General features: G+C 67.1%; 7 protein-coding genes and 1 pseudogene. All 8 read left to right on the top strand.

Annotated features, from left to right (window positions below; translation table 11 throughout):
* Window positions 1-532: 532 nt before the first annotated feature.
* The 8 genes and pseudogenes from DEJ15_RS08365 (at window position 533) to DEJ15_RS08335 (ending at window position 13319) form a co-directional block, all read left to right on the top strand.
* Complete coding sequence (locus tag DEJ15_RS08365) at window positions 533-1045, top strand: hypothetical protein (RefSeq protein WP_284176142.1); 513 nt, start codon at window positions 533-535, stop codon at window positions 1043-1045.
* Between the two features lie 22 nt (window positions 1046-1067).
* Window positions 1068-2498, top strand: coding sequence for a hypothetical protein (locus DEJ15_RS08360; RefSeq protein ID WP_284176141.1), 1431 nt, complete (start codon window positions 1068-1070; stop codon window positions 2496-2498).
* Between the two features lie 148 nt (window positions 2499-2646).
* Window positions 2647-2934, top strand: a pseudogene (locus DEJ15_RS18220) (nuclease-related domain-containing protein); the annotation flags it as partial.
* Window positions 2935-3256: 322 nt separating this feature from the next.
* Complete coding sequence (locus tag DEJ15_RS08355; RefSeq protein ID WP_284176140.1) at window positions 3257-4729, top strand: UvrD-helicase domain-containing protein; 1473 nt, start codon at window positions 3257-3259, stop codon at window positions 4727-4729.
* 27 nt (window positions 4730-4756) lie between these two features.
* On the top strand, window positions 4757-6808 hold the full coding sequence (locus DEJ15_RS08350) for a hypothetical protein (protein WP_110899803.1): 2052 nt from the start codon (window positions 4757-4759) through the stop codon (window positions 6806-6808).
* Window positions 6809-6963: 155 nt separating this feature from the next.
* Window positions 6964-7644, top strand: coding sequence for a Swt1 family HEPN domain-containing protein (locus DEJ15_RS08345; protein ID WP_284176139.1), 681 nt, complete (start codon window positions 6964-6966; stop codon window positions 7642-7644).
* A gap of 52 nt (window positions 7645-7696) precedes the next feature.
* On the top strand, window positions 7697-10402 hold the full coding sequence (locus DEJ15_RS08340) for a DUF4011 domain-containing protein (protein WP_284176138.1): 2706 nt from the start codon (window positions 7697-7699) through the stop codon (window positions 10400-10402).
* Between the two features lie 25 nt (window positions 10403-10427).
* Window positions 10428-13319 (top strand): AAA domain-containing protein, encoded by a 2892-nt coding sequence (locus DEJ15_RS08335; RefSeq protein WP_284176137.1) that lies wholly within the window; start codon window positions 10428-10430, stop codon window positions 13317-13319.
* Window positions 13320-13383 lie beyond the last annotated feature (64 nt).

Raw genomic sequence — 13383 nt, 5'->3', positions numbered from 1 at the left:
CTAGTTTGCTTCCCACCACTCGCCTGGCACGACGGAGGAACGTCAATGGTGGAACCGCGCAACCCGGAGACCGTCAAGAACGGCATCGCCAAGACCTTGGGCAGCGTCAGTAGGGCTGCGCGCGACACCTCTGCGCTGCTGGTCGACCGGGCATCCGAGGCGAAAGACAAGACGGTCCGAGCCGTCGGAGAGCTCGCCGCGCGCGATGACAACGAGGCCTCCTACGAGCAAGCAATTGTCGCCTACAACGCTGCGTTCACCGCGATGAACGACTCCGGCCTCTCGCTCCTCCGTCAACGGGAACGGTCGTCGGACATCCTGGAACTCGTGGAACTGCTGATCAACAGCATCGCGAACACCCCCCAAGAACTTCGCCACTGCCTTCGAGGCCGTCGAGCTCCAGCGAACCGCGTTCCTCGACGCAGAGGAGTTCGCTCGCCGGGATCTCGCTGCTGCGCGAGCGTCAGCTGCAGGTGCCGGCGCTGGCCTGACCGCCGGCGCGGCCGTGGCCAGTCTTGCGCCGACGGCAGCCATGTGGATCGCGACGACCTTCGGTGCCGCCTCCACCGGTACAGCAATCTCCACTCTGTCCGGTGCTGCGGCGTCGAGCGCCTCGCTCGCGTGGCTCGGCGGCGGAGCAGTGGCGATCGGCGGCGGTGGGACTGCTGCCGGCAGCGCGCTCCTCGCCCTCGCAGGTCCGATCGGTTGGACGGTCGCGGGCGCGGCGCTCCTGACGTCGGTCGTGCTGTTCACGAAGAAGAAGCACGACAACCGCGAGGCGAGGCAGAAGGCCCTCACTGCGGTCAAGGAGAACACCGCGGCGGTGGCGCGGCTTCGGGCCAGGATCGAGCACCTGCTCGAGCGCTCCGTCTCCGTGCGCGAACTGCTCCGGAGCCGCTACGCGGAGTCGCAGGCGTTGTTCGCGCAGGACTTCCTCGAACTGTCGACGGCCGACCGGACGCGGCTGGCAGCGCTCGTCAACACAGCAATGGCATGCGCAGCCCTCCTGAGCGAACGCGTCATCGGCGAGGACGTCGATGTCTGACACGCGTAAGCCGGTATCGGCGATGCAGGAGCAGGCCACCGCAGCTTGGGTCGGTCATCTCAATCAGGTCCGCCTCGATGCCTTGCTCGAACGACTCACCAAGCAGGACGTCAATCTTTCGGACGCGCTCACGCACATCGACGAGGCGTTGCAGAAGATCGATCTCGAGGTCGTCGCGACGAACCGCGGCGGTACGAAGGGCATGCACGGTTTCATCGCCGAAGTCGCTGAGGTCGGCGTCGGCAACGCTCGAGCTCGAGTGGTCGGCGCGGAGGCCGTGTACGAGTGGGTCAACGACAACGGACCGGTGGACCTGCTGCGCGGAGGTCAGGCGATCCAGCAGAAGTTCGTCGCCGCTGGTGGCCGTCTCGGTCTCGGAGCGATCGCCGAGCACCTTGAGCGGTACCCGTCTTTCGTCGCGGATGGGGGGCGGTACCAGATCCCGGCTGACCACTACGAGGTCATCCGCACACTGCACGCCATGCCCCGAGAAGAGGCAGGCAAGCTCGTGTCCGGCGCAGCAGACGGCCCGTCCTTCCGGGACTGGAAGCGCGTTCACGCGTTCTTCGCGACGAACGAGCTCGACATCGACGCACTCGAAGCCTCGACGCTTGACTACAAGGACGTGCAGCGAGGCGTCTACGGTGCCTCGTTGGAGGCCGAAGAGGACTCGCTCCGCCGGACCGATCGCAAGCTCCGAGATCGGGCGCGAGCGGAGAGCGGCCCGTCGCTCCGCGAGGGGGCGCAAGCCACGCTCGTGGCTGCAGCGATCGAGGGCGGCAGCACGTTCGCGTTCGCGGTCATCGCCAAGCGACGACAAGGTACGAAACTCGCGGACTTCACCGCCGAGGATTGGAAAGAGATCGGCGACCGCAGCGGTATCGCCTTCGCGAAGGGTGGCGTCCGCGGCGCGGGGGTCTATGCGATCACCAACATGATCCCGACGTCCGACGCGGTCGCGAGTTTGATCGTCACCGCTGCCATCAGCGTCGCCGAGCAGGCACACAAGTTGCGCAGTGGCGAGATCACGGAGGCACAGTTCCTCGAGAACGCCGAGTACGTCTGTCTCGAGAGTGCCGTCGGCGCTCTGTCGGCCTTGGTCGGGCAGGTACTCATCCCGGTGCCGTTGCTGGGCGCGGTGATCGGCACCACGATCGGATCGGTCATGTACCGAGCCGCAGCGTCATCGCTCGACCGACGTGAGGCCGAGTTGATCGCCGCCTTCCGCGACGAGCAGATCCAGCTCGATGCGCACCTCGCAGCCGAACACCAGCAGCTCCTCGAACACATCGGTGTCAGTACCGCTCGGTACATCGAGGTGCTCGACCTCGCTTTCTCTCCCGACCTCGGGGTTGCGCTCCAGGGCTCGATCGCGCTCGCTGCTCACGTCGGTGTCGCTGCCGACCAGATACTCGACACTGAAGACAAGACGCTCTCGTACTTCGTCGACTGAAGACGGACCGCAAGAGGAACGCACCACTCGTCCCCCCTAAGTGGTGCTCCCGCTGTTGGTCCCGCGCGCACGAGGATGAGTCAGCACCGCCCAATCCGGGGACCGCAGGCGGCGCCCGTCTCGACGCGTCCCCGAGGGGCACACGACGATGACGATCGCAGGGGAATCGGCAGGCGTCGAAGCACGCCGTCAGCGCGGCAGAGCAAGCGAGCTCCGCCGCCAGGCTGACGAGGCCGAGCAGCGCGCCGGCCGCTTCGAGGTCGCCCACCGAACCGAGGCCGAGACAGCACGCACGCTCGCACCCCTCGCCGGCATCGGCTACCACCTCCTCGCCGACCGCCGCTGGCCCGGCAGTAGTACCGCGAACGTCGACATGGTCGTCGTCGGCAACTCCGGCGTCTGGATCGTCGACACGAAGGCCTGGCGCGAGGTCGCGATCGACAACGACCGCATCAGGCGCGGCCAGGAGGACGTCACGGACGACGTTGCTCGCCTCGCCGACCTCGCGTGGGACACCGAGAAGGTTCTCGCCGACGTCGGCCTCGCTCCCGGTGAGGTGCATGCCGTCGTCGCCCTCGCAGGCAAGAAGGGCATCGAGGCGCGAGTGGCCTCGGTCGACATCGTCGGCACGCACGACCTCATCGGACACATCACCCGCCCGAAGGCTCGGCTCTCCCCCCAGGCGCGTCGACGAGGTCCTCGCCGCCGTCATCTCGCACTTCCCGGTGATGGACGGCGCGGCCGCAAGTACCCAGCAAGTGATCGTCCCGCAGACCGTCGTCCCTCGCGCACCCGAGCCGCAACCGGAGCCGGTCGATCAGGACGAGCTCGACCGTCAGCTCCTCGACGGCATCCTCGAGGCGCCGATCGAGGAGTGGATGGCCTCGCTCGACCCCGCACAGGCGAAGCTCGTCCGTCGCAGCTTCAACGGCCCGGCCCGTATCCGCGGGGCAGCCGGCACGGGCAAGACCGTGGTCGGACTGCACCGGGCTGCCTACCTGGCCCGTTCGACGGGTGGCCGCATCCTCTTCACCACCTACATCCGCACGCTGCCGGCAGTGCTCGAGTCGCTCCTCGAGCGCTTGGCGCCGGAGATGGTCGGCCGCGTCGACTTCGTCAACGTGCACGCATTCGCCACCCGCCTCCTCAAGGAACGCGGGATCGCGTTCCGCACGCCCGGACGGGAGGCCCAACTCACGTTCGCCGATGCATGGAACGCAATCAGCGCCTCCAGCCCGTTGAAGGCGACGCGCTTCACGCGTCGCTACTGGGAGGAGGAGATCAGCCACGTCATCAAGGGACGCGGGCTGACCCACTTCGATGAGTACGCGGACCTCGCCCGCGTCGGGCGGAAGCACCGGTTGACCGTTGACGACCGGCAGGCCGTGTGGGACCTGTACGAGGCGTACTCAGCCGGTCTCCGCGAGCGCGGCGGCTGCGACTGGGAAGACGTGATCCTGCTCGCCCGTGACGCACTGCGGGAGGTCCCGCTCGACCGGTACGACGCGGTGATCGTCGACGAAGCGCAGGACCTGTCCTGCGCGATGGTCTCGCTCCTCCACTCGCTCGTCGGCGACCGCTCCGACGGGCTCACCCTCATCGGCGATGGGCAGCAGACCATCTACCCGGGCGGCTACACACTCGGAGAGGTCGGCATCAGCCTCGCCGGACGCGGTGTCGTGCTCGACGTGAACCACCGCAACACGGCGGAGATCCTCGAGTTCGCCAAGCAGATGGTGGCCGACGACCAGTTCGTCGACATCGAGGGCGTCGACGGCGCTGGCGACTCGGTCTCCGCTGTGACGCGCTCCGGACCGCAGCCGGGCATCAACCACTTCCGCAGCCGGACCGAACACGACGACGCGTTGCTCGCCCGGGTGGAAGAAGTCTCTCGTCTCGTGGGCACGGGACGCGGTGACGTCGGCATCCTGACGGCGACCAACCCGCAGGCCGACAAGGTGATTGCGCTGCTCGCCGACGCCGGGGTGCCGACCGTCTCGCTGAAGAACTACGCCGGCAAGAGTTCCGACATGATCCGTGTCGGCACGATCAAGCGGGCGAAGGGCCTCGAGTTCAAGCAGGTGCTCCTGCCGCACGTGCCGGCCAAGCTGCTCGCAGACCCGCCGCTCACGGAGTCCGAGTCGGCGAAGGAACGGCGTGAGCTCGACCGCCGGGAGCTGTACGTCGGGATGACGCGGGCGCGGGACGGGCTCTGGGTCGGGGTGCGGTGAGGTGGGTTGACCGGGAAGGTCTTGAAGATGAATGAGACGCGTGGACTGATGACTTCCTCGGACCGTTCGGCGGTTCTCGAGGCACAGCGCGCCGCCCAGCAGCAGTCGGTCGGCTACCGAGCTGTGCTCCGATTGCCTGTAGGTACCGACGCAGTGCAGCTGGCGGAGCAGGAGGTGCGCGCTTGGCTTCTGACCAAGACCCGTCCCCGCCGATCAGCAACGCTCGACACTGCTGGTTGGGAAGGGTCGGGTGACTTCGTACTCGGGCCGCAGGCCGTTCTCTCAGTGACCGACCGCTCTGACGAGCGCGGACAAGTACGCCGGCAGTTGATCCGGCTCGTCGAGCGCAATAACGGCTCGTGGATCGTCTCCGTCTATGCGCTGACAAGCGGGACCGGCCGGAGCTCCACATCAGCGCTCGTGATCGAGACCGGTCGGGTGAGCGAGAAAGCCGAGGACTCGGTTCTGACGGTCGCCCCACCGCGGATCGTCGGGCAGATCCTCGACCGCGTCGAAGTGCGTGACGGCTCGGCTCGGCTGACCAACACGCCGCAGGTCGTCCGGCAGGATGAAGTCGGGGATCTCATCGACGTCCTGACCGACGAAGCCCGCTCGACATCGGTGATCGTCGCTTCATCGCTCGGGGCTGACACAGACAGTGCCTGGGCGAAGACCGTCGAGAGCCTCACGCAGTACAGCGTCGGCGTCGCGTCCGTCTACGTGATGACGCACGACGCCGTCGCCGAGTTCAATTCGCTGATGCCGGCATCCCATGCTGTGCAGCCTGGGCGCATCAGGACCTTCGCGCCTTCCGTCGACCTGGAAGCGGCCTTCGATTCGGTGCGACACAGGGTCTTGGGGCCCTCGACCTTCGCGCGGGCAATACGGCGAGGCAAGGCAGACGTTGCACTCCGAGCGACGCACGCGTCCGGCATACGGCGACGGCTCCTCGAACTCGAGCTGCCGAAGGACGTCCGGCGCACGATGCGCCTGTTGCTCGAAGAAGAAGCCCGACGAGCGCGAGGCACCCTGATCGACGAAGTCGTCTCGGAGGAACTGGGCGCCCGCGGGGTCGTTCCGACGGCCGCTGAAGGTCGGCGCTCAGACGCCCGCGACGACAGCGACGGGGAGCACGGCGAGGCAGCGCCCGCCCTCTCCGAACCCGTACCAGCGCGAACGGGCGCTCTGCGCGTCCCGATGGACTGGGCACCGGACGAACGCCCTGCCGTTTCATCCACACTCCTGCACCGTGCCGGTGCATTTGTCCTTCGCTGGCTCAAGGTCACGGACCCGCGTGAGGAGCACTTCGACGAGCTCGACAAGCTCATCGGGGCAGCGGCGCTCGAGAAGGACACGTACGAACGTCTTTTCGCTGAGGCTGGCGACCGCGAGTCGGATCTCAGCGACAGGATCAAAGACCTCAACTCCCGTATCGCAGACCTCGAGGTAGAGGCAGCGATCGAGGCAGATGAGGCCCGGAAGGCAGCGCGTGAACGGGACTGGCTCCGGCGGAGCCTCGATGCAGATCAACGTGCCCGCTTCGCACCTGTCGGGGACGAGTCGCTGTGGGAGGCTCCCGTTGACGTCCGCGAGCTGGTTGCAAGACTCACTGCGGGAACCGACGCTCATCACGCTCGTGATCGAGTCGTCTTCACCGGTGACGAGGACATCGCTGCCGAAGTCGACGACCGTGACGGAACGGGGCGGTATGCAGCTGCCCTCTGGTCGTACGTGCGCGTGCTGTACGACTACGTCGACGCGAAGAAGAACGGCTATGCCGGCAATGTTCACATGTACCTCAACGACGACGCCCAGGCGGGCACCAAGTGTTCGCCGGATCGCCATGCCGCAACGGAGAGCATGACGGTGATCAACAACAAGAAGATGCACGCCGAGCGCGTGCGGCCGGTCCCGTTGTCCGTGGACGCGTCCGGCGCGGTACCGATGCTGGCGCACTTCAAGCCGACCCATCGCGATCGATTCGCGCCGCGGATGCACTACTTCGACGATTCGGATCGCTCGGGCATGATCTACATCGGGTACATCGGTCGCCACCTCACGACGCCGAACGCGCATTGAGCGCTGAGGGCCCGAAGCGTTTGGGAGCAACCACGGGTGCGTGGAACGCACCAGTGTCCACACCTGACGGTGGCTCATGCCACGATGTGGCAGTCGGACGACTGCGCGGCACAACCGCGACGGCGTCCACCAACGAGAACTGGGGAGAACCGCTGGTGAACAACGCGGACCACGTCGCTGCTGGACTACGGACCCTCGCGGCGGGTCTCCGGCCGGTCGTCGCATCGACCCTGGAGCCGCGACTGCGTCCCGGCGTGTCCTGGACCGAGATCCTGGCGGTGAAGGACCGCGAGAAGGGCGGCGGCGAACGGCGCTACGACGAGGCCGACCTGCAGGTGTTGCTCCGGATCGTCACTGAGACGCTGCCCCGTCTAGGGCGTCCCTTCGACGCGCTCCTCGACCGGAACGGGAGTCGCCTCGCTGGAGAACTCCGTGAAGTCCGGAACCGTTGGGCCCACAACGTCGAGTTCGACGACGCAGACACCTACCGAGCACTCGACAGCGTCTACCGCCTCCTCGATCTCCTCAGCGCCGTCGAAGAGGCTGACCAGGCCGCGTCACTTCGGCGCGACTTTCAAGTGACAATGGTGGGGTCGGCCGCTGGGCGGCCGCAGGTCGTCGACAGCGCCCGATCGGTGACGCCGACCGACGAGCGGACGGACTCCCCCCGGTCGCTCGCCGAGTTCGACGGAGATCACGCTCGTCGGGGCCAGCATCGTCAGCTACGCGATGGCCCACAACCGTGTCCGTGTGCTGCCCGGAGTCACGATCCAGCACCGGGGCCCGGCGGTCAGGAACGCCCGACTCACGGTGAGCATCGAGTCGGCGGGGTCTGAACTCGGCGAGCCGCGGGAATACTTCTTCGATCTCGAGCCGTCGAGCGAGGCCGTGTCGAAGACCGATCTCGGCTTGACACTCGACCCGACGCAGATGATGCGGGTCGAAGACTCGCGACCAGGGCTCGTGCGAGCCGTGCTCCGTGATGGTGACGACGTCCTCGCTGAAGCGGCCGCTGACGTGCACGTCCTCGCCGCGAGCCAGTGGCTCCTCGTCCCGAGCCAGGTCGAGCTCTCCCTCGAAATGCTCGCCGCGCACGTGCAACCGAACCATCCGGCACTCGCGCCGGTCATGGACGATGCCTCGAACCGCCTCAGGTCCATGACCGGCGACGGGTCCTTTGTCGGGTACCAACAGGACGAGGAACGCGTCGACCGGACGGTCCAGGCCATGGTCGCGGCGATCCGCGCGCGCCACGTCCGCTACAGCGTTCCGCCTGCGAGCTGGTCGGACGTCGGTCAGAAAGTCCGAACGCCGGCCGAAGTCCTCGACGACCGCTTCGGCACGTGCCTCGACACCGCGACGACGCTCGCCGCTGCCCTGGAGCGTGTCGGCGTGCGCTCGATGATCGTCGTCGTACCGGGGCATGCCTTCCTCGCCTACTGGCGCGTGGAGCAGCAGCTCCCGAACGTGGTGATGGACGACCACACGGTGTTGCGGAACCTGCTGGCCGAGGGACAGATCTCAGTCCTGGAGACCACCATGCTGACCGACGAGGATCAGGACGCGTCCTTCGAGGACATCCGTCGGGCCTCCGTGGACAAGATCCGTGCGTACGGGCTGAGCGAGCTGTTCGGGTACGTCGACCTGTACCTCGCCCGCTCGGTCGCGCGGATCCTGCCGCTCCCTGCGCGCGTCACCCGGCAGGACGGCCACGTGACGGTCGTCGAGTACCAGGTCGAACGGACGGACCCGGCCGCGTACGTACCGCCCGTCTTCGACGGCTCCGCAGCACGGGCGGACGACGAAACGCCTCCTCGGGTCCGGCAGTGGAAGAACAACCTGCTCGACCTCAGCCTGCGGAACCGGCTCATCAACTTCACGAAGACGGCGCAGTTCCCGTTGTTCGTCGCATCCGACGGACTCGCGGAGTTCGAGGACGTCCTCAGCGCCGGAGAGTCGATCGAACTCCTGCCGTCCGACGCACTGCCCGCGGTCGTCCGCGAACGCGGCGTGCAGTGGGCATCGCAGCTCCCCGACGCGGACCGGACCACCCTGTTCCGGACCAAGCGGCAGTTGTTCGCGGACGCCGCGACGGTGAACTACACGCGGAAGTTACAAGCCCTCGCGTACAAGGCGAAGACCGTTGTGGAGGAGACCGGGTCGAACAACCTGTACATCGCGCTCGGATCGCTCGTGTGGAGCATCAAGGGCAAGGAGGTCCGGTCGCCGCTCATCCTCGTCCCGGTCACCCTGAAGACGCGCGCCAGAGGTGGGACTTACCGGATCACCCTCGACGACGCCGGGGCGTCGACACCGAACTACAGCCTGCTCGAGAAGCTCCATGCCGAATACGGCCTGCGCATCCCCGAGCTCGCGGAACCGGCGCAGGACGCATCCGGCATCGACGTCAACGCCGTCTTCGCCGCCACCCGTCGGGCGATCATGGGTGCCGGCGTGTCCGCGACGATCGAGCCCACCGTCGACCTCGCGGTACTGCAATTCGCGAAGTTCCGCCTCTGGAAGGACCTCGACGAGAACTGGCGCGAGCTTTCCGAGAACCCACTGGTGAAGCACCTCATCGACCAGCCGACCGAGCCGTTCGTCGGCGCTCCGGTCGATCTCGACGTCACTGCCCCGGACAGCGCGCTCGACGAGCTGCTCGGAGAGCTGCCGGTGTCCGCCGACTCGTCACAGCTACAGGCCGTCGCCGCCGCCAGCGAGGGCCACACGTTCGTCCTCGAAGGACCTCCCGGCACGGGCAAGTCCCAGACGATCACCAACCTGTTGGCTAAGGCAATCGCGGACGGCCGCCGAGTGCTGTTCGTCGCTGAGAAACGCGCGGCCCTCGATGTCGTGCAGCGACGACTCGCACAGGTCGGGCTCGGGCCCTTCACCCTCGATCTGCACGACAAAGGCAGCAAGCCGGTCGAGGTCCGGGCACGGCTACGGGAAGCCCTGGCACAGCGCCCACTCGTCGACACCGAAGCCCTCCGCCGGGCCTCGGACAACGCCGCGGTCTCGCGCGGACGGCTGGCACGGTACGCCGTGCAGCTCCACGCCGAGAACGCCGCTGGCCGCTCGTTCTACTCAGCTCGGAACGCAGAGCTCGCAACCGGCGACACTACGTTCGAGCTCGAGGTCCCGCTCCCGATGGCCGGGACAGTGACGTCCGCACAGCTCCATGAGATCCGGACCGTCCTGCGCGAACTCCCGGACCTCGCGCTCCGGGCGAAGCCTCGTCCGGACCACAGCTGGGCGTTCGTGGACCCGTCGGATGAGGCAGCAGACGCCGCCGACCTCGCGCGGCGGGTGACGCGCTTCGATGCGGCCCTCGCGGGCCTCCCCTCCGACGACGTCGTCCTGGAGGCCGTGCTCACGGCGCCGACGACAGCGGACGCCCGGCTCCTGGTCGCCGTCTTGGAGGCTCCGCCTGTGGACGCCCCGGTGCTCGAAGAGGCGCGGACCGAGCGGTGGCGAAGCGCCGTGGACTCGCTCGGCGCTGAGACGGCCGGCTTCGCTGACCGCTTCACCGACGTCCTCTCCGTCCTGCGGCCCGACGTGCTCCGTATGGACCTCCCCCCGGATCGCGCATGACGCAGCGACAGCTCAGGAATCGGGGATGTTCGGCCGGAAGAAGCGCGTCGCTGCCGTCGCTCAGGAGTTCGGATCCGTCCTGCAGGCGGACGTCGAACTCGATCACGCGCGCCTAGTACCGCTGACCCGCCGTGCAGCTGAGATGCAGGAGCACGCCCGATCGCTGGGCAGTCGCGTGCGGTCCGTTCCGGGCATCGACGTCGACGCCGCCTGGAGTCCGCTCGAGCACCACGACCGTGTTTCCGTCGCTCGGCAGGTCGACGATCTCACGCAGCTCGTCCGTTCGACGGACACCGCGAGCGCCTCTGACGAGGATCGACGGTTCCGCGCAGCACTCAAGCGCTGCGCGACGCGCGTAGGGCCAGTCGACGGCACAGTTCTCGCAGCCGTCCAAGAGTACGCCGGAGCCCTCAGTGATCTCCTCGACATGCCCCACGCGACTCCCGAGTCGTGGCGACGCTGGCTGCGGGACATCCCGCTGCTCGAGCGCTGGTCCGCGACGGCAGCCGGTCGCGACGGCGCGCGGATGACCGGTGTCACGCCGCTCGCGTGGTTGCAGTGGCGGCATGCTCTCCAGGTGCTCCGAGTGGCAGGCATGACCGCCGCGTACGACGCACTGCTCATCGGGGCGGTGCCTGCCGAAGAGGCGATCGAGGCCTTCGAGCGCGGTCTCGCTGCGGCGATGCGCCGCGAGCGGGCGCAGTCCACGGGTCTCGAGTCCTTCGATGCCCCAGGACACGTCCGACACATCGATCGCTACACGGCGGCGGCGCTCGAGGTGCGTGACCACCTGCCGCGGCAGATCCCACACCAGGTCGTCTCACGGCGGTCGTTCACGGCGACGAACGCAACCGGTCCCGCTGGCCGGCTGGTAGCCGAGATCGGCAAGCAGCGCAGCCGAATGAAGCTCCGCGAGATGATGTCGACCTACGGCGAGGTCATCACCGAACTGACGCCGTGTGTCCTGGTCAGCCCGGATTCGGTCGCGCGGTTCTTCGAGGCGAAGAGCGGGCTGTTCGACCTCGTGGTGTTCGACGAGGCGTCGCAGGTGCGCGTCGCCGACGCCATCGGCGCCATGGGCCGCGCTCGGGCGGTGGTGGTCGTCGGGGACTCGAAGCAGATGCCGCCGACGTCGTTCGCCGAAGCCGCCCTCGGCGACGACGAGGACGACGAAAGCCCGTTGGAGTCGGTCGCGGTGGACGAGGAGTCGATCCTCGCCGAGTGCGTGCAGGCACGCGTGGATCGGTACCAGCTGACCTGGCACTACCGCAGTCAGGACGAGTCGCTGATCGCCTTCAGCAACCGGCACTACTACGAGGACCAATTGACGTCCTTCCCTGCACCGGCGCTCGGCACCGCCGATGACGGTATCGACGGGCACGGCGTCTCACTTCGCCGTGTCGACGGCACGTTCATCCGTGCAGGGGCCGGGGCGACCACCAAGTCGCTCCGCACGAATCCGGTCGAAGCCGCAGCGATCGTCGCGGAGATTCAAGCGAGATTCGCACACTCACTCGAGTCGTTCCCCTCACTCGGCGTCGTCACGTTCAATGCGCAGCAACGCGCGCTGATCGAGGAATTGCTTCGGTCGTCTGGAGACGAACGGATCAGCGAAGCGTTGGACACTGCTGTCGACGGGCTCTTCGTCAAGAACCTCGAGAACGTCCAGGGCGACGAGCGCGACACGATCCTGTTCTCGACGGCGTTCAGCAAGAACGACAAGGGTGTCCTACCACTGAATTTCGGGCCGCTCACGAACCCCGGCGGCGAGCGGCGGCTCAACGTCGCCATCACACGTGCCCGGCGTCAGGTCATCCTGTTCTCGAGCTTCGATCCGCAGGACCTGCGCGCCGAGGAGACGAATTCGGTGGGCATCAAGCATCTGCGTTCCTACCTCGAACTGGCGCAGCGAGGGCCCAACGCAGTGCTCAGCGCGCCCTCGAGTAGCGCGCTCACCGATCTCCACAGGGAGGAGATCGCCAAGGCACTTCGAGCACGTGGGCTCGCTGTGACCACGGACGTCGGACTTTCCGACTTCAAGGTCGACATTGCCGTTGCCTCCGCCAACGCACCGCACGCACCGACCGTGGCCGTTCTCCTCGACACAGCGGCTTGGGCTGATCGTGCCACCGTGGCTGACCGCGACGCCCTCCCGACCGAAGTCCTTCAGGGCCTCATGCACTGGCCGAGCGTGCAGCGTGTGTGGCTTCCTGAGTGGCTGTCGTCGCAGGAGGCGGTCCTCGATCGCATCGCAGCCGCAGTAGAACACACCGCCCGACAAGCCGGAGATGCCGTCGTCGATGAGAAGGCGCCCGCCGAGACGGACACCGGTAGTGAGGCCGCGCTGGTCACCGGCGACACGCCGAGGCTTTCAACTTCTGGGGACGTTGACGATCGACGGCCTTCATCCCAACGGGTGGACGCCGCCGCAAGACCATCGATGCCGCAACTCGCTGACGCTGTGCCAACTTCACGAAGGCTTCTGCGGCAATCGGCTAATGCCGGCCTGGAGAAGCCGAGCGGCAAGTCGCAAGGGCCCTCTGATGCTCTTGTTGGAAGCGCGAAGCCGTTCGTTCCGTGGGAAAGGCGCACTGCTGGTGTCGGCGTCGTTCTGCGGGACATCCGGCAGCCAGACAACGCAGCGCTGGTGCAGAGCGTCATCTACGAAGTCGTGCAAGCTGAAGGACCGGTGTCCGCGCGCGCTCTCGTCACGGCGGTGTCTGAAGCGTTCGTTGCGCCGGAATTGGCGGAAGAAGAAGAGCAGGCAATCCTTGAACTCGTTCCGCCTATGTTCCGATGGAGCGCGGACGAACGCTTCATCTGGCCGGTGGGTCTGACGCCCGAACAGTGGAACGACTTCCGCGTCCCTTCCCCCCGGTTCAGCAGAGCGTCTGGTGGAAAACATCAGTCTGCGTGAGATCATCAACGCGATGCGGCATGTCCTGCGGGAGAACGGAAGTCTGGCGGAAGACATCTTGCGT

Source organism: Curtobacterium sp. MCJR17_043 (genome assembly GCF_003224315.2).
In the GTDB taxonomy this organism is placed as follows: Bacteria; Actinomycetota; Actinomycetes; order Actinomycetales; family Microbacteriaceae; genus Curtobacterium.
The sequence above is the reverse complement of the archived record's forward strand: the minus strand, read 5'-3'. Positions and strand labels throughout refer to the sequence as shown.

Excerpts from the sequence above, each read along its gene's own strand:
- DEJ15_RS08360 (WP_284176141.1), top strand. The coding sequence starts at position 1,068 with ATGCAGGAGCAGGCCACCGCAGCTTGGGTCGGTCATCTCAATCAGGTC.
- DEJ15_RS08365 (WP_284176142.1), top strand. The coding sequence starts at position 533 with ATGTGGATCGCGACGACCTTCGGTGCCGCCTCCACCGGTACAGCAATC.
- DEJ15_RS08350 (WP_110899803.1), top strand. The coding sequence starts at position 4,757 with ATGAATGAGACGCGTGGACTGATGACTTCCTCGGACCGTTCGGCGGTT.
- DEJ15_RS08335 (WP_284176137.1), top strand. The coding sequence starts at position 10,428 with ATGTTCGGCCGGAAGAAGCGCGTCGCTGCCGTCGCTCAGGAGTTCGGA.